Here is a 16,748-nt window from a genome sequence, read left to right as displayed (position 1 = left end):
GAAGAGGTCAGCGAATGATGCCAACCCCCCGGATTCGCTGGGCCGGGGCGCTGCTCGGCGCCGCCATGCTCGTCCTGCCCGCCTGCTCCTCCTCAGGGGACTCCGGCAAGGTCACCCTGACCTACCGGCTCTGGGACGAGCAGCAGAAGGCCGGCTACGACCAGGTCATGGCGGCCTTCGAGAAGGCCAATCCCGGCATCGACGTCACCGTCGAGCTCCTGCCCTACGACCAGTACTGGACCAAGCTCACCGCCGACGCGGTCGCCGGCACCGCCCCGGACGTGTTCTGGATGACGCCCACCCAGTTCCCGGAGTTCGTCACCAAGGGCGTGCTCGCCCCCGTGCAGGTGGACGCCGCGAAATACCACAAGACCGTCGTCGGCTCCTTCACCTACAAGGACAAGCTGTACGGCGTGCCGAAGGACTGGGGCGTCGTCGGCCTGCTCTACAACAAGGACCTGTTCGCCAAGGCGGGCGTGGAGATGCCGGACAAGCTCACCTGGGCCGCCGACGGCAGCGGCACGCTGCTCGACACGGCGCGCAAGCTCACCGTGGACGAGGCCGGCAAGCACCCCGGCGAGTCCGGCTTCGACCCCGCCAAGGTCAAGACGTACGGCTTCGCCTCCTGGAACCACTACCAGACCCAGTGGATGAACTGGGTCGTCTCCAACGGCGGCAAGCTCGTCGACCAGCCCTTCGGCAAGTACGCCTTCAACGAGCCCGCCGCCGTCCAGGCCCTGCAGTTCGGCGTGGACCTGGTCAACAAGCACCACGTCTCGCCGCCCGCGACCCGGACCAACCCGCCCACCGGCAAGGTCACCGACATGTTCAAGGCCGGCGAGGTCGCGATGTTCCCCGCCAACAACGCGCTGCTGCCGTTCGTGGCGCCCGAGTCGACGTTCGAGGTCGGCGTCGCCCTCATGCCCGAGGGCCCGGCCGGGCGCGCGGTCAACCTCAACGGCCTGGCCGAGGCCGTCTACGCCAAGAGCGAGCACCCCGAGGAGGCCATGAAGCTGGCGCGGTATCTCGGCACGGCGGAGGCGCAGAAGATCATGGCCGACGGGGGCTACGCCTTCCCCGCGCTCGACGGCCTGTCGCAGGGCTACGTGGACTACTGGAAGTCGAAGAACGTGGACGTCTCGCCGTTCGTCGAGGAGGCGGCCGGCACCACCTTCCCGCTGCCGATCACGACCGGCTTCACCGGCTTCGAGACGAAGCTTAACCAGCTCTTCAACGAGATGTACCTCGGAAAACTCTCTCCGCAAGAGGCCGCCGACCAGGCTGTCGCAGAAGGCAACGCCACCGTCAAGTAAGGATCCCCCATGATCACCCGGCGTTCTCTGTTCGCCGGGGGCGCGAGCCTGGGCCTGACCGCCGCACTGGGCGTCCAACCCGTGCGCGCGGCGGCCCGCCGCGCCCCTCTCTCCGACCCCTTCCAGCTCGGGATCGCCTCCGGCGAGCCCGCCTCCGACGGCGTGGTCCTGTGGACGCGCCTCGCCATGGACCCGGTGGCGCTCGACGGGCTCGGCGGTATGCCGAACCGGGCCGTGCCCGTCCAGTGGGAGCTGGCCAAGGACGAGGGCTTCCGCCGCGTCGTGCGCCGCGGCACCGAGGTCGCCCGCCCCGAGGCGGCCCACAGCGTGCACGTCGAGCTCGACGGCCTCGACCCCGGCGCGGAGTACTTCTACCGCTTCCGCGCCGAGGGCGAGATCAGCCCGGCCGGCCGCACGCTGACCGCCCCCGCCGCCGGCAGCCGGAGCCGCGCGCTCAACCTGTCGTTCACCTCGTGCGCCGACTACCAGGCCGGCTGGTTCACGCCGTACCGGCGGATGGCCGAGGACCAGCCCGACCTCATCGCCTTCCTCGGCGACTACATCTACGAGTACGGCGACTACAAGTACCCCGTACGCGACCAGGCCGGCGGCGAATGCCTCGACCTGGCCGGCTACCGGCTGCGCCACGCCCAGCACAAGGCCGACCCCGAGTCGCAGCTCGCCCACGCCATCGCGCCCTGGGTCGTGGTGTGGGACGACCACGACATCGAGAACGCCTGGGCCGGCGACGTGCCCGAGCAGCCGGACCCGCCGTTCATGAAGCGCCGGGCCGACGCCTTCCAGGCGTACTACGAGAACATGCCGCTGCGCCGCGCCCAGAAGCCTGACGGGTCCTCGCTGCGCCTGCACCGCAGCATCCGCTGGGGCGAGGTGGCCAACCTGCACCTGCTCGACACCCGGCAGTACCGCGACCTGTACGCCTGCACCGGCAGGAGCGGCACCGTCGGCGCCGACTGCCTGGAGCGGTTCGAGCCCAACAGGACCATGCTCGGCCAGGAGCAGGAGGCGTGGCTCGACGCGCGGCTCAAGGGCTCGCGCGCCACCTGGGACCTGCTCGGCCAGCAGGTCTTCTTCATGGAGATGGACTGGACGAACGGCGCGGGCAAGGGCTACTCCAACGAGGGCTGGGACGGCTACGTCGCCTCCCGCAACCGGCTGACCGCCGCCATCGACGCCTACCGGCGCAACGCCGTCGTCCTCACCGGCGACGTGCACTCCCACTGGGCGGGCGAGGTCAAGCGTGACTACGCCGACCCCGAGTCGAAGTCCGTCGCCGTCGAGCTGGTCACCACCTCGGTCACCAGCGCGGGCAACGGCCTGGACGAGTACCCCGACACGCAGAACCTGCTGGCGGAGAACCCGCACGTGAAGTTCTTCAACGGCCGCCGCGGCTACGTCCGCACCCGGATCACCCAGCAGGAGATGAAGGTCGACTTCCGTTCCCTGTCCCGGGTCACCGAGCCCTACGCCCCGGCCTACACCTCCGGCTCCTTCGTCATCGAGCCGGGCCGCCCCCAGCTCAACCCCGCCTGACAGGAACCTCCCATGCGCACCTTCACGGCCGTCGCCGCGGCGGCCCTCCTCGCCCTGCCCCTCGTCCCGTTATCGTCCGCCGGCGCAGCCGACGTGGTACGCCCGCCGATGGGCTGGAGCAGCCGGACGCTCGGCTGCGCGGTCACCGAGGCGGCGGTGCTCAAGGCGGCCGACGCCCTCGCGCCGCTCGCCCCGCTCGGCTACCGGTACGTCATCATCGACGACTGCTGGCTCGCCCCGCAGCGGTCCGGCGGCGCCCTCGTCCCCGACCCGGCCCGCTTCCCCGGCGGCATCGCGGCCCTGGCCGACGGCCTGCACGCCAAGGGGCTGAAGCTGGGCCTCTCCCTGTCGGCGGGCACCAAGGCGTGCGCCGGCGGGGGCCCCGGCTCGTACAAGAGCGAGGCCGCCGACGCGGCCAGGCTCAAGGAGTGGGGGGTGGACCACGTCACGTACGCCTGGTGCAACATTCCCACCGCCGACTTCCCCGGCCAGAACGTCCAGCAGATCGCCCAGACCCTCTACCCGCGCATGCGCGAGGCCCTGGGCGACGGCGTCGTGTTCGCCATGAACAACGAGGACGGCAGCACCGTCCCGTGGCTGTGGGGCAAGGAGGCCAAGGCCACCACCTGGCGCACCAACGTCTACAACCGCCCCATCCCGGACGCCTACCCGAACATGGTCGACATCTGGGAGACCAACCAGCTCAGGGCCGAGTACGCGGGCGGCGGCAGCTACGCCGACCCCGACCTCATCCAGGCCGGCCGCGGCGGCATGACCGACACCGAGTACCGCGCCCAGTTCACGCTCTGGGCCATGGGCGCGGCCCCGCTCGTCCTCCAGGCCGACCCGGCCGCCGCGCCGCCCGCGATCGTCGCCGACCCCGAGGTGATCGCCGTGGACCAGGACGAGCTGGGCGCGCACGGCCGGCTCGTCAAGAGCGACGGCTGGTACCACGTGCTGGCCAAGCCGCTCGCGGGCGGCGACCGGGCGGTGGCGTTGTTCAACGAGAGCGACCGGGCCGCCACGATCTCCTGGTCGCTCGGCTCCGGCCGCTTCCGCGTCGAGGAGCTGTGGACCGGCGCGGTCGCGACCACGACGGGCGCGCTGTCGGCCCAGGTGCCCGCGCACGCCGCGCTGCTCTACCGGGTCAGCGCGCGCAACGATCCCGCGCCGCCGCTGGTGACGTTCGAGGCGGACCCGGCGAAGGTCCTCGGCGAGGACCGGCCCACCACGCTGGAGCCCGGCAGGACGGGCGAGATCGTCACCCGCGTCACCAACACCGGGGCCACCGCGCGGCTGCGCGACGTCGAGGTGACCGCCTCCGGGCCGCAGGGCTGGAAGGTCGCCGCCCGCACCCCGGTCAGGACCGGCCGGCTCGACGGCGGCGACGCCTTCGCCGTCACCTGGGCGGTCACCCCGCCGGAGGGGACCGCGCCGGGCACGTACGAGCTGGCCTTCGAGGCGGCCGGGCAGCGCGCGACCGCCGTCGTGGCCGTCGCCACCGGCCCCGGCGCGGGCCGCAGCTATCTCAGCGACCTCACCTGGACCCGGGCGGCCAACCACTTCGGGCCGGTCGAGAAGGACATGAGCAACGGCGAGCGCGCCGCGGGCGACGGCCGCCCGCTCACCATCGAGGGCGTGCGCTTCGCCAAGGGCCTCGGCGCGCACGCGCCCGCCGACATCGAGTTCTACGCCGGCGGGCGCTGCACGTCCGTCTCGTTCCAGGCCGGGATCGACGACGAGGTGGGCGCGGCCGGCTCCGCCGGGTTCGAGGTCTGGGCCGACGGCGGCCGGGTCGCCTCTTCCGGCCTGCTGACCGGCGCCATGCCGGCCCGCGCGGTCACCGCGGACGTCACCGGCGCCCGCCACGTCCGGCTGGTCGCGACCAACGGCGGCGACAACGCCACCTCCGACCACGTCGACTTCGCCGACGCCGTCATCACCTGCGAGTAGGGAGTCAGCTGTTCATGATCGTTCCCAAGCCCGTCACGTACGAGCCCAGGCCGGGCCCGTTCATCCTCGACGGCCGGACCTCGCTCACCGCCGATCCGGCGCTGTCCGGGCCGGCCGCCTGGCTGCGCGGCGAGCTCGCCCCCGTCACGGGCGGCGAGCTGCTGCCGGGGCCGGGCTCGGGAACGATCAGGCTCGGCCTCGGCGACCTGCCGGCGGAGGGCTACCGGCTGACCGTCGGCCCGGGTGAGGCCGAGATCGTGGCGGGCGGCCCCGCCGGGGCCTTCTACGGGGCGCAGACCTTCCGGCAGCTCCTGCCGCCCGCCGTCTTCCGCCGGGCCGCCGCCGGTCCCTTCGAGGCGCCCGGCGCGTACGTCGAGGACGCCCCCCGCTTCGCCTGGCGCGGCTGCCTGCTGGACGTCGCCCGGCACTTCATGACCAAGCACGAGGTGCTGCGCTTCATCGACCTGCTGGCCCTGCACAAGCTGAACGTGCTCCACCTGCACCTCACCGACGACCAGGGCTGGCGCGTCGAGATCCGCCGCCACCCCCGGCTCACCGAGACCGGCTCCTGGCGCAGGGAGAGCCAGAGCGGCTGGAACGGCGCCATGGACGGCCGCCCGCACGGCGGCTACTACACCCAGGACGACATCAGGGAGATCGTCGCCTACGCCGCCCGGCGGCACATCATGGTCGTCCCCGAGATCGACCTGCCCGGCCACACCCAGGCCGCCATCGCCGCCTACCCGGAGCTGGGCAACCTCGGCACGCCGCTGGAGGTGCGCACCACCTGGGGCGTCGGCGTGAACGTGCTCAACGCCGAGGAGTCCACCATCGCCTTCTTCCAGGAGGTGCTGGAGGAGGTGCTGGAGCTGTTCCCCGGCCCGTACGTGTCCATCGGCGGCGACGAGTGCCGCAAGGACCAGTGGCGGGAGAGCCCGTCGGCCCGCCGCCGCATGGAGGAGCTGGGGCTGCGCGACGAGGAGGAGCTGCAGAGCTGGATCGTCCACCGCTTCGACGAGTGGCTGAGCGCCCGCGGCCGCCGCCTGGTCGGCTGGGACGAGATCCTGGAGGGCGGACCGCCCTCCGGCGCGGTGGTCGCGTCCTGGCGGGGCGACCTCGGCGCGGTGATCGCCGCCGAACGCGGCCACGACGTCGTCAACTGCGCCAACACCAGCCTCTACCTGGACTACCGGCAGGCGGAGGGGGAGGAGGAGCCGGCCCCGTTCGGCCCCGTGCTGACGCTGGAGGACGTCTACGCCTTCGAGCCCGTGCCCGAGGCGCTGCGCGGCCGGCCCGCCGCCGACCGCGTGCTCGGCGCGCAGTGCGGGGTGTGGACCGAGCTGATCGACTCCGCCCGCCGCGTGGACTACATGGCCTTCCCGCGGCTCGCGGCCTTCGCCGAGACCGTGTGGAGCCCGGAGGGGCGCGACCTCGCCGACTTCAGTGAACGGCTGGCCGCCCACCTGCCGCGGCTGGACGCGATCGGCGTGGAGTACCGGCGGGCGGACGGGCCGTTGCCCTGGCAGCGGCGGCCCGGCGTGCCCGGCCGCCCCGAGGACGCCGAGCGGTGGCGGGCCAAGCTCGCCGCGTGGACCGCGAATCTGCCTCAGATCTCGACGTGACCGCCGCTGCGCCAGTAGACGTTGTCCTCCCGCGACAGCAGCCCCTCGTCCACCAGGTAGCGGCGCAGGGCCGCGTAGTCGTCGTGGAAGGCCCGCAGCGCGACGTTGACGTCCTTCTCCGTGTAACGCCTGCCCGGCTCGAAGACCATGGCGATGTACCGCAGCACGACCAGCCTCTTGTCGCGGCGCATCGCCAGGGTCGTCAGCCGCCCGTCGACCAGGAACGTGCGCAGCACCCGCTCCTCGTCGCTCAGCGCCTCGGCGGGCGCGGCCCGGTCCCGCAGCAGCTCCCTGAACCGCTCGGGCGCCGCCCGCCACTTCCCGCTCTCGTCGCGCGCGGCCAGCCCGCCCGCCTCCAGCCTGTGCAGCGTCTTCGGCGGCAGCCCGTCGCTCTCGCCGAGCACCAGGGAGGCGAAGGCGCGCAAGGTGTCGTCCTGGGAGAGCAGCCCGAGGACGCGTCTGATCTCTTCGTCACTCATCTGATCATTGTGTCGGGTGGAATGTCACGATCTTAAGACAGTGTCATGACACGACCCCTACGTCCTCCGTCAGACACTGAATCGACAGGCGTGTGCCGGGACGCCCTTGCCAGTCCGTTCCGGCACACGGCTTGTCATCTCCCTACAGCCGGTTGAGCCCCTGCACGTGCAGCACGGCCCGGCCCTCCTCGTCGGAGGCGGCGAGGTCCACCTGGGCGTCGATGCCCCAGTCGCCGTCGCCCGCCGGATCCTTGATCGTCTGGCGCACCTTCCAGAGCCCCTGCTCCTCCTCGATGCGCAGCAGCGCGGGCCCGCGCGCGTCGGCGTCGGTGCCGATCTCCTCGTGGTCGGCGTAGTAGGCGTCCAGCGCCGCGCCCCAGTCGACGTCGGGAGCCAGCTCCGCCAGCTCCTCCTCCTTCTCCAGCGCGCACAGCTCGACCAGCCGGAACATGGCGTTGCGGACCAGCACCCTGAAGGCCCTCGGGTTGCCGGTGACCGGCCGCACCCGCGCCTCCAGCTCCTGCTGCCGCTCCAGCGCCTCGGCCGGGTTGGCCAGCTTCTCCCACTCGTCGATGAGCGAGGAGTCGACCTGCCGGACCAGCTCGCCCAGCCACTCGATGAGGTCGACCAGGTCGTCGGTCTTGAGGTGCTCGGGCACCGTGCGCGACAGCGTGCGGTAGGCGTCGGCGAGGTAACGCAGCACCGTGCCCTCGGAGCGGGACAGCTCGTAGAACTGGATGTAGTCGCCGAAGGTCATCGCGCGCTCGAACATGTCGCGCACCACCGACTTCGGGCTCACCGTGTGGTCGGCGACCCACGGATGGCCGCGCCGGTAGGTCTCGTACGCGCCGAGCAGCAGGTCCTCCAGCGGCATCGGGTACATGACCTCGGTGAGGCGCTCCATGCGCTCTTCGTACTCGATGCCGTCGGCCTTCATCTGCGCGACGGCCTCGCCCTTCGCCTTCTTGAGCTGCGCCGACAGGATCTGGCGCGGGTCGTCGAGGATCGACTCGACGATCGAGACCAGGTCCAGCGCGTACGACGGCGACTCGCGGTCCAGCAGGTCGAAGGCCGCCAGCGCGAACGTCGACAGCGCCTGGTTGAGCGCGAAGTCCTCCTGCAGCTCGATGGTGAGCCGGGCCCGGCGGCCCTGCTCGTCCGGCTCGGCGAACTGCTCGACGATGCCGCCCGCGAGCAGCGAGCGGTAGATGGCGATGGCCTGGCTGATGTGCCGGCGCTGCCACTTGCGGTCCTCGTGGTTGTCGGTCAGCAGGTGCTTCATCGCCTGGAAGCAGTCGCCCGGCCGGTTGATGACGGCCAGCAGCATCGCGTTGGTGACCTTGAAACGCGACTGGAGCGGCTCGGGCTCGGCCTCCTGCAGCTTCTGGAAGGTCTCCTCGCTCCAGCCGACGAAGCCCTCCGGCGGCTTCTTGCGGGCGTAGCCGCGCCGCCGCTTGGGATCGTCGCCGATCTTGGCGAGCGCGCGGGCGTTGTCGATCTCGTGCTCGGGGGCCTGGCAGGCGACGTAGCCGATGGTGTCGAAGCCCGCCCGGCCGGCGCGGCCGGCGATCTGGTGGAACTCGCGGGCGCGCAGCCTGCGGACCTTGTTGCCGTCGTACTTCGACAGCGCGGTGAACAGCACCGTGCGGATCGGGACGTTGACGCCGACGCCGAGCGTGTCGGTGCCGCAGATGACCTTGAGCAGGCCCGCCTGCGCCAGGCGCTCGACCAGGCGGCGGTATTTCGGCAGCATGCCCGCGTGGTGCACGCCGATGCCGTGGCGCACCAGCCGCGACAGCGCCCGGCCGAAGCGGGTGGTGAAGCGGAAGCCGCCGATCATCGCGGCGATGGCCTCTTTCTCGGCCTTCGTCGCCATGTTGATCGACATCAGCGACTGCGCCCGCTCCATGGCCGCGGCCTGCGTGAAGTGCACGACGTAGACCGGCGCCTGGCCGGTCGAGAGCATCTCCTCCAGCGTCTCGTGCAGCGGCGTCATCCGGTAGGAGTAGATCAGCGGGACCGGCCGCTCGGCGTGCTTGACCACGGCCGTCGGCCGGCCGGTGCGCCGGGTGAGGTCGCGCTCGAACATCGTGACGTCACCGAGCGTCGCCGACATCAGCACGAACTGCACGTGCGGCAGCTCCAGCAGCGGCACCTGCCAGGCCCAGCCGCGGTCGGGCTCGGCGTAGAAGTGGAACTCGTCCATGACGACCTGGCCGATGTCGGCCTGAGCGCCGTCGCGCAGCGCCACGTTGGCCAGGATCTCGGCGGTGCAGCAGATGATCGGGGCGCCCGGGTTGACGCTGGCGTCGCCGGTCATCATGCCGACGTTCTCGGTGCCGAAGACGGCGCACAGGTCGAAGAACTTCTCCGACACCAGCGCCTTGATCGGCGCGGTGTAGAAGGTGCGCTGGTCGCGGGTCAGGGCCGTGAAGTGGGCCCCGGCGGCCACGAGCGACTTGCCCGAGCCCGTCGGCGTGGCCAGGATGAGGTTGCTGCCCGAGACGACCTCGATGAGCGCCTCTTCCTGGGCCGGATAGAGGGTGAGCCCACGTTCGGTGTTCCAGGCGGCGAACGCGTCGAAGATGGCGTCCGGCTCGGCGTCGATCTCTTCTGGCAGGCGGTCCACGAGTAGGCTCACAGCATCTATCCTGCCGAAGTTTGCCCGGTGCTCGAACCGCCCCCCGCCATCCGGGGTCGACCCCGGCCTAGGAGCGGGTCCGCGGCACGGTCACGAGCAGCCCGCCGAGGATCGCCAGCATCGCCAGGAACGCCCACGGGCCGGGCGCGAACCCGACGCAGGTCAGCGTGAGAACCCCGGCCCCGATCAGCGCCGCCGCGGCCGTCATCGCGCGCATGCCGGCCGTGCCGTACGGCAGCGCGGGCGGCGTCTCGAACCGGGCGAAGATCCGCGTCAGCGGCCACATCACCAGGCACAGCAGCCCGAACCAGAGCGGCCAGCCCGCCAGCCAGAACGCGCCACCCGGCGCCGGCGTGTCCACCCGCAGCAGCACCACGACCACGCCGGTGACCGCGAACAGCGCCGGCATGTGCCACAGGTACACCGTCATGATCCGCGGGCTCGCCCACGCCAGCACCCGGCCGAGCGGCAGCCGGACCAGCGCCGGGCGCAGCAGCACCGCCAGCCCGATCTGCCCGAGGCCCACGGCCAGCATGGCGAGCGTGGGCGGGGCCATGTTCGACACCTCGGCGCCGGGCAGGCCGATCATGCTGCCCGGGTAGGGGCCGAAGGCCACCAGCAGCGCCGCCGCGCCGAACCCGGCCGCCGCGAGCGCCCACGGCCGGCGCAGCCGCCCCTCGGCGTAGAAGAAGCCGAGCTGGTGCACCGCCAGCCAGACGAACACCACGTTGAGGTAGCCGAGGGCGTCGATGCCGGTCGTGAAGCGTACGAGGTCCGTGAGCACCGCCCCGGCCGCCAGCGCCGCCGGCACCGCCACGCCGAAGCGGGCGTGCAGGCGCAGCGCGTACGGGGTGACCACCACCGCGATGAGGTAGACCGCGAGGAACCACAGGAGCTGTCCCGTGAGCTGCGCCCCGACCCGGAGCGGCTGCTCGGGCACGCCGAGCGTGAGCAGCACCTGGGGGAGCGGGATCCACACCGCCGCCAGCGGCAGCAGCGGCCAGGCCAGCCGCCGCAGCCGCACCGCCAGCCAGCGCGGCGTCCCCTCACGGGAGCGGGCGAAGCCGATCGCGTTCGCCGCCCCGCCCGCGAAGAACACCAGCGGCATCACCTGGCTGAGCCACGTCACCACCCACACCCCGGGCGTGGCCAGCGCGTTGCCCGTGGTCAGCCGCGCGCCGTCGTACGACAGCACAGGGATCGTCCAGTGCTGGAACACGATCAGCGCCATGCCGAGCACCCGCAGCAGATCGACGAACGGGTCCCGCCCCTTCGGAGGGCTCGCGGGAGCGCCCGCGGACGGGCGCGGTGGCGCGGCGGGGGCGGCCGGGCGGTCCAGCAGGACGGTCATGGGGAGCCTCGATTCAGGGGGGAGCCGTTGGCTCAAGGCTCCCGCCGCGGACCGGTCCGGCACATTGCCGCGAGCCGCCGTTCCCGGGTCGCGATCACACCACTGCCGGGGGTAGGGGCAGCCCTACCCCCTCACACCGGACCGCCTGCTCGTCACGCCCGTGCCCGAGGTTCTAGCGTGATGGACATGCGCTCCCTGATGAGGCGTGTCCTTCTGGACACCCGCTACACGTTTGTCGGCTTCCCCACGGCCGTCATCGGCTTCTGCCTCCTGATCGCCGGCTTCTCGGCCGGCGTCGGCACCGCGGTCGTGTGGGTCGGCGTGCCGCTGCTGGCCGGCACGCTGCTGATGGCGCGGGGTTTCGCCGACGCGGAGCGCGGCTGGCTGTCCGACGTGCTCGACCGCCCGCCGGTGCGGCCCCGGTACAAGCCCGCCCCGGCCGGCGCGGGCAGCTTCCGCCGCCTGGTCAACCCGCTCACCAGCGGGCAGTCCTGGCTGGACCTGCTGCACGGCGTGATCAACTTTCCGATCGCGATCGTGTCGTTCGTGCTGACCCTGGTGGCCTGGGCGGTGCCGCTGGCCGCGCTGACGTACCCGATCTACGGGGTCGTCACCTCGCGCATCCCCGGCAACGTCGAGCTGCCCGAGCTGCTCGGCCTCGGCGACGGCTACCTCGTCAACTCGGCCTTCTACGTCGTGCTCGGCCTGGCCTTCGCGATGCTCACGCCCGTCCTCGTGCGCGGCGCCGCGCTGCTGCGGGCCTCGCTCGGCCGGGCGCTGCTGACCGGCGTGGCCGAGCTGCAGGAGCGCATCAGCGACCTCACCGAGGGCCGCGCCGCCGCCGTCTCCGCCGAGGCGAACGCCCTGCGCAAGCTGGAGCGCGACATCCACGACGGGCCGCAGCAGCGGCTGGTCTCGCTGGCCATGGAGCTGTCGCGGGCCCAGCGCCAGCTCGCCAGGGACCCGGAGGCGGCCTCGGCCACCATCACGTCCGCGATCTCCGCCACCCGCGAGACGCTGGACGAGCTGCGCGCGCTCTCGCGCGGCATCGCCCCGCCCATCCTGTCCGACCGGGGCCTCGCGCCCGCGCTCGCCGCCCTCGCCGGGCGCGCCACCCTGCCCGTGGACCTCGACGTGCAGGTGGTCGAGCGCTACCCGGCGGCCATCGAGAACGCCCTCTACTTCGTCTGCGCGGAGAGCCTCACCAACGTGGCCAAGCACAGCCGCGCCACCGTCTGCACGATCCAGCTCCAGCGCCTCGGCGACGCCCTCATGCTCACGATCGGGGATGATGGGGTCGGCGGCGCGAACGTCGCCAAGGGACACGGTCTCGCCGGGCTGGCCGACCGGCTCCGCGCCGTAGACGGGGAGCTGACCGTACAGTCGCCGGACGGCGGGCCGACGTTGATCGTGGCGGAGGTGCCGTGCGGGTAGTCGTGGCCGATGACGCGGTTCTGATCAGGGAGGGCCTGGTCAGGCTGCTGGAGGAGTTCGGCTTCGAGGTGGTCGCCACCGTCGGTGACGGTGACACGCTGGTCGAGGCGATCGCCGAGCACAAGCCCGACGTGTCGGTGGTCGACGTGCGGATGCCGCCGTCGTTCACCGACGAGGGGCTGCGCGCGGCGGTCGAGGCACGACGCAGGGTGCCGGGCGCTCCCGTGCTCATCCTGTCGCAGTACGTCGAGGTCTCCTACGCGGACGACCTGCTCGCCGACGCCCGTGGCGCCGTCGGCTATCTGCTGAAGGACCGGGTCGTCGACGTGGACGAGTTTCTGGAGGGCCTGCGGCGGGTCGCCGCGGGCGGGACCGTGTTCGATCCACAGGTGGTGTCCCAGTTGATGGTACGCAGACGCAAGGACGACCCGCTGGCGCAGCTCACGCCCCGCGAGCGGGAGGTGCTCGGGCTGATGGCCGAGGGGAAGTCGAATCCGGCCATCGGGCGGCAGCTCGTCATCAGCGACGGGGCGGTGGAGAAGCACATCAGGAGCATCTTCAGCAAGCTCGGCCTCTACGCGGAGGACGCCGACCAGCACCGCCGGGTGCTCGCCGTCCTGGCTTACCTGCGCTCCTGACAGGCGTGCCGCCCGTCTCCGGCCCCTCGGCCGGCCCGCCGGTGAAGAGCGGGGCGGCTCGCCGCTCTTCCGGCCCCTCCGCGGCCTGGTCGAAGGGTCGTTGGCCGGTCCGCGCGACGCCCCGCGCGGACCTGGCCGCCCTACCTAGCCGAGCGCCTCGACCAGCTTCTTGCGCTGCTGGGCGCCCAGACCGCCGAGGCGGCGCTTCTCGTCGACGCCCGCCTCCTCCATGAGCGCGGTGGCCTTGGCCGGGCCGACGCCCTTGACGGCCCGCAGGGCCTGGGACACCTTGATCTTCTTCGCGATGTCGTCGTCACGCTCCAGGAGCTGGGAGAAGGTCAGCTCGCCGGCCTTGACCTTGGCCAGCAGGGCCGTACGGGCGGCGCGGGCCTCGGCGGCCTTCGCCAGAGCCGCCTGCCGCTGCTCGGGGGTGAGAGTGGGAAGTGCCATCTCTGTTCTCTCCTCGGGGAGTTTGGGTTCGGGTCTTTGTTACCCGTGGTGCAGTGGCTAATCATTGCGGATGCCGGGGGTTCTTGTTTGCGGAAAGCTCCCGCTCAGCGCCATCTTCGGGCTGTGTCGTCGCTCAGGAGGGGGCGCTGGGCGTCCGCTCCGGCCGCCCGGCCGCCCGCCGCGCGATCTTGCTCGCCGCCGCCCGTGCCCGGCCGGTGGCGGCCTCTCGCGGGGCTGCCGGGCTCGCCCGCCGGTGCGGGGGCGGAGAAGTCGCGGAACGGGGCGGCGAAGCGGGGGGCCTCGTCCGTCTCCCGGGATCTGGCCGTGGGCCCGTATGACCCCGATGACCTGCGAAGACGTGGCCGCTCGGTCGGCTGGTCCGGCTCGGCGGCGAGCGGCTGGGTTGGGCGCGGCCTCCGGCCCGGTGGCGGGGGAGCGGTGGCGCGATCGGCGGCGGCCGGAGCCCGGACCATGATTGTTCCGCTCCCCGGCCTTCTCCGGGCCGCGCCCGCTTCCCGCAAGATCACCTGATGGGGGCTGGAAGACGGGCCCTACGGTGTCTTTTCCGCCTTTGACGTGGAATTCATCACATTCGGCGGATCGGGCGTGTCGCAGGGCTGGTCAGGCTGGGCTCGCGCGCCACCCGCCGAGTCCTTCCGGCGTCAGGAAGGCGTCGAAGGCCGACTCCATCGCGCCGAGGAGCGCGCCGCGCCAGCCCAGGGCCGAGCTCTCGATGCGGGGCGGGGCCTCGCGGCGGATCGCCATCAGGTACGGCTCCGCCGCCGCCCGCAGCGTCTCGCCCGCCCGCTCGTACAGCTCGACGCCGTGGCCCGAGAGCGTGACGGCCTCGGGGTCGTGCGCGTTCACCAGGGCGGCGATGCCGCGGCCCAGGGCACGGGCGTTGGCGGCCACCGCCTTGCTGCTCGTCGCCAGCACCCGCTCGGCCTGCTCGCGGCCCCGTCCGCCGCCGTGGGCCAGGCCGGCGTGGCGCAGGAGCGCGTTCGCGCCGACCTCCGTGCTCCAGCAGCCGAGCGCGCCGCACGGGCAGGGCCGCTCGCCGCCCGTGAGCGGCATGTGGCCGAACTCCGCGCCGGAGCCCGCGGCACCGCCCAGCGGACGCCCGTCCACGACCAGCACGCCGCCCAGGTCGAAGTCCACATGCAGGTGCAGCCCCACCCGCACCCCCCGCAACCGCCCCCGCCGTGCCTCCGCCAACGCCGCGAACGCGGTGTCATTCCCCACGAACAACGGCATCCCCCGCCCCCCGCCCCCCGTGGGGTCGTGGCTACGGGCGAGGAGGTGGGGGACGTCGACGGCGTGCCAGGACAGGTGGGCGATGTCGACGAGGCCGCCGTGGCGGACGGGGCCGGCCAGGGCCACGCCTACTCCGACCACGCGGTGGCCGAGGCGCTGGCGTTCGGCGGCCAGGGCCTCGCCGAGGGTGCCGAGTGCGCCCTCCGGGGTGCCGTCGTGGGGCCGTACGGCGAGGACCGTGACTCGGCCGCCCAGTTCGCAGGCCGCCAGTTCCCAGGCGTCCTCGCGTACGTCGGCGGCCAGCGCCACGGGGCCGCGCGGATGGGGGCCCGGCACCTGGGTGGGGCGGCCCCTGGCGTGTTCCCTGGCGGGCTCCTCGTGCAGCAGCTCGTCCTCCAGCAGGCCGGCGACCAGCACGGACGCGGTTCCCCGGGCCAGGCCCAGGTCGCGGGTGAGCTGGGAGCGGGTCAGGGCGGCCCCGCCCTCGTGCACGGCCCGCAGCAGCCGGGCCCGGTTGTGGGCGCGCAGCTCACCGCTCGTCGTCGCCCCGTTCATGCCGTCGCCCCGTTCACGCCCTGGCTCCGTTCACGCGGTCGCCCGTCATGCTGCGGTCGCCCGTCATGCTGCGGTCGCCCGTCATGCCGCCGCCCGTCACGCCCTGGCCCCGTTCGTGTCGTCGCCCGTTGGCGCCGTGGCTTGGTTCGACCCTGGCTTCGGTCGTCTTGTGGCGGCGTTCATGGCGTGGCTCCGTTCGGCTGTGGCTTCGTTGACGGGGACAGTTTATGCTCTAGGCGTGAACAAAAGCCTCATTGATGCCAGGCGTGCTCGTATCGGAGTCTTCGGATTCTTCGTTTTCGCTGGATTTGTGATGGGCCTGTGGGCGGCCGGGCTGCCCTCGCTCAACGACCGGCTCGATCTCGGCCCGCGCCTGCTCGGCACCGTCCTGCTGCTGATCTCGGGCGGCGCGCTGGTGTCGATGCTGGCCGCCGGGCCGCTCGTCGACCGGTACGGCAGCCGCCGCGTCTGCTGGATCGCCGGCCCCCTGTCCGCCCTGGCGCTGCTCGGCCCCGCGCTGGCCCCGTCGTACGCGACCCTGGCGGCGCTCGCCGTGGTGTTCGGGATCGGGCTCGGCGCCTGCGAGGTCGCCATGAACGCCCATTCCGTCGAGGTCGAGCGCGCCTACGGGCGGCCGATCATCTCGGCCTTCCACGGCACGTGGAGCCTCGGCGGGGCCGCCGGAGGCGCGCTGACCGCGCTGTTCCTGCGGGCCGGGGTGGACCCGCAGCTCGTGCTGGTGGTCGCGGCCGTGGTCGTGGCGCTGCTGTACCTGCCGGCGGCGCGGCTGCTGCTGCCGTCCGCCCCGGCGAGCCCCGAACCGGCGGCTCCCGGCGAGGCGAAGGGCGGGACCGGCGGCTCGCTCACGTGGGGGCTCATCGCGCTGCTCGGTCTCGCCGCCTTCGCCGGCCACCTGAGCGAGGGGGCGGCCATCGACTGGGCCGCGCTGCACGCCCGCTGGGTCCTCGGCACCGACCCGGCGGCGGCGCCGCTGGCGTACACGATCTTCTCCGTCGCGATGACCACTGTGCGGCTGCTGGGCGACCCGATCCGGGCCAGGCTCGGCTCGGTGCGTACGATCCAGCTCGCGGGGCTCCTCGCCACCGCCGGGTACGCGCTCGTCCTGCTCTCCCCGCTCGTCCCGGAGGGCCTGCGGGTGGCGTGCGCGTGGACCGGCTGGGCGCTGGCCGGCGTCGGGCTGGCGACCGTGGTGCCGGTGCTGTTCAGCGCCGTCGGCGCGGCCGGGGAGCGGGTCGGGCGGGCGCTCGCCATGGTCACCGCCTTCGGCTACAGCGGCCTGCTGCTCGGGCCCGCCGTGCTGGGCTACGTGGCGGACGCGGCCTCGCTGCCGGTCGCGCTGATCATCCCGGCGGCGCTGGCCGCCGTCGTCACCCTCGCCGGCGCCCCGGCCATCCGCTCCCTCCTGCGCGTCTCGCCCCCGGCGTCCACCGCCCCCGTCCCGGAGCCCGCCCGGGACTGACGCCTCGGATATGTAGATGATCGG

At 72.9% G+C, this 16,748-nt stretch carries 12 protein-coding genes; 7 read left to right on the top strand and 5 right to left on the bottom strand.

The features are described from left to right. Window positions 1-14 precede the first annotated feature (14 nt). The 4 genes from ABD292_RS43340 to ABD292_RS43325 are packed head-to-tail and all read left to right on the top strand — an operon-like array spanning window position 15 to window position 6,442. Window positions 15-1,313: an ABC transporter substrate-binding protein gene (locus ABD292_RS43340; protein WP_344218217.1), complete on the top strand. Its 1,299-nt coding sequence runs from the start codon at window positions 15-17 to the stop codon at window positions 1,311-1,313. 9 nt (window positions 1,314-1,322) lie between these two features. Continuing rightward, on the top strand, window positions 1,323-2,867 hold the full coding sequence (locus tag ABD292_RS43335; protein ID WP_344218215.1) for an alkaline phosphatase D family protein: 1,545 nt from the start codon (window positions 1,323-1,325) through the stop codon (window positions 2,865-2,867). Between the two features lie 12 nt (window positions 2,868-2,879). After that, window positions 2,880-4,820: an NPCBM/NEW2 domain-containing protein gene (locus ABD292_RS43330; protein ID WP_344218213.1), complete on the top strand. Its 1,941-nt coding sequence runs from the start codon at window positions 2,880-2,882 to the stop codon at window positions 4,818-4,820. A gap of 14 nt (window positions 4,821-4,834) precedes the next feature. After that, a complete protein-coding gene (locus ABD292_RS43325) occupies window positions 4,835-6,442 on the top strand; it encodes a beta-N-acetylhexosaminidase (RefSeq protein ID WP_344218211.1) in 1,608 nt (535 codons plus the stop codon). On the opposite strand, the gene ABD292_RS43320 is transcribed toward ABD292_RS43325, so the two are convergent. From ABD292_RS43320 to ABD292_RS43310, 3 genes are all read right to left on the bottom strand, one after another. Then, complete coding sequence (locus ABD292_RS43320; RefSeq protein WP_344218209.1) at window positions 6,427-6,921, bottom strand: DUF2087 domain-containing protein; 495 nt, start codon at window positions 6,919-6,921, stop codon at window positions 6,427-6,429. The genes ABD292_RS43325 and ABD292_RS43320 overlap by 16 nt on opposite strands. Window positions 6,922-7,063: 142 nt before the next feature. Further along, window positions 7,064-9,571, bottom strand: coding sequence for a DEAD/DEAH box helicase (locus ABD292_RS43315; protein WP_344218380.1), 2,508 nt, complete (start codon window positions 9,569-9,571; stop codon window positions 7,064-7,066). A gap of 58 nt (window positions 9,572-9,629) precedes the next feature. Continuing rightward, the gene (locus ABD292_RS43310) at window positions 9,630-10,913 is read right to left on the bottom strand and encodes an acyltransferase family protein (protein ID WP_344218207.1); all 1,284 of its coding nucleotides are present in this window, start codon (window positions 10,911-10,913) and stop codon (window positions 9,630-9,632) included. A 198-nt stretch (window positions 10,914-11,111) separates the two neighbouring features. Here ABD292_RS43310 and ABD292_RS43305 point away from each other — a divergent pair, with 198 nt between their 5' ends. Both ABD292_RS43305 and ABD292_RS43300 read left to right on the top strand, forming a co-directional pair. Beyond that, window positions 11,112-12,347, top strand: coding sequence for a sensor histidine kinase (locus tag ABD292_RS43305; protein WP_344218205.1), 1,236 nt, complete (start codon window positions 11,112-11,114; stop codon window positions 12,345-12,347). Continuing rightward, a complete protein-coding gene (locus ABD292_RS43300; RefSeq protein ID WP_091082631.1) occupies window positions 12,338-12,985 on the top strand; it encodes a response regulator transcription factor in 648 nt (215 codons plus the stop codon). Before ABD292_RS43305 ends, ABD292_RS43300 begins: the two co-directional genes overlap by 10 nt. 144 nt (window positions 12,986-13,129) lie before the next feature. On the opposite strand, the gene mihF is transcribed toward ABD292_RS43300, so the two are convergent. Next, the gene (mihF, locus tag ABD292_RS43295) at window positions 13,130-13,435 is read right to left on the bottom strand and encodes an integration host factor, actinobacterial type (protein ID WP_020547234.1); all 306 of its coding nucleotides are present in this window, start codon (window positions 13,433-13,435) and stop codon (window positions 13,130-13,132) included. A gap of 621 nt (window positions 13,436-14,056) precedes the next feature. Next, window positions 14,057-15,244, bottom strand: coding sequence for an ROK family protein (locus tag ABD292_RS43290; protein WP_344218201.1), 1,188 nt, complete (start codon window positions 15,242-15,244; stop codon window positions 14,057-14,059). Between ABD292_RS43290 and ABD292_RS43285 the strand changes: the two genes are divergently transcribed. After that, entirely contained in the window at window positions 15,243-16,724 is a 1,482-nt protein-coding gene (locus ABD292_RS43285; protein ID WP_344218199.1) for an MFS transporter, read from the top strand. The two genes, ABD292_RS43290 and ABD292_RS43285, sit on opposite strands and share 2 nt — an antisense overlap. Window positions 16,725-16,748: the final 24 nt, after the last annotated feature.

This window comes from Nonomuraea bangladeshensis, from assembly GCF_039529455.1.
Lineage (GTDB): Bacteria > Actinomycetota > Actinomycetes > Streptosporangiales > Streptosporangiaceae > Nonomuraea > Nonomuraea bangladeshensis.
Note: the sequence above shows the minus strand (reverse complement) of the source record. Positions and strands in the feature narration are given on the sequence as shown.

Excerpts from the sequence above, each read along its gene's own strand:
- ABD292_RS43340 (WP_344218217.1), top strand. The coding sequence starts at position 15 with ATGATGCCAACCCCCCGGATTCGCTGGGCCGGGGCGCTGCTCGGCGCC.
- ABD292_RS43335 (WP_344218215.1), top strand. The coding sequence starts at position 1,323 with ATGATCACCCGGCGTTCTCTGTTCGCCGGGGGCGCGAGCCTGGGCCTG.
- ABD292_RS43330 (WP_344218213.1), top strand. The coding sequence starts at position 2,880 with ATGCGCACCTTCACGGCCGTCGCCGCGGCGGCCCTCCTCGCCCTGCCC.
- ABD292_RS43325 (WP_344218211.1), top strand. The coding sequence starts at position 4,835 with ATGATCGTTCCCAAGCCCGTCACGTACGAGCCCAGGCCGGGCCCGTTC.
- ABD292_RS43320 (WP_344218209.1), bottom strand. The coding sequence starts at position 6,921 with ATGAGTGACGAAGAGATCAGACGCGTCCTCGGGCTGCTCTCCCAGGAC.
- ABD292_RS43310 (WP_344218207.1), bottom strand. The coding sequence starts at position 10,913 with ATGACCGTCCTGCTGGACCGCCCGGCCGCCCCCGCCGCGCCACCGCGC.
- ABD292_RS43305 (WP_344218205.1), top strand. The coding sequence starts at position 11,112 with ATGAGGCGTGTCCTTCTGGACACCCGCTACACGTTTGTCGGCTTCCCC.
- mihF (WP_020547234.1), bottom strand. The coding sequence starts at position 13,435 with ATGGCACTTCCCACTCTCACCCCCGAGCAGCGGCAGGCGGCTCTGGCG.
- ABD292_RS43285 (WP_344218199.1), top strand. The coding sequence starts at position 15,243 with ATGCCGTCGCCCCGTTCACGCCCTGGCTCCGTTCACGCGGTCGCCCGT.
- ABD292_RS43290 (WP_344218201.1), bottom strand. The coding sequence starts at position 15,244 with ATGAACGGGGCGACGACGAGCGGTGAGCTGCGCGCCCACAACCGGGCC.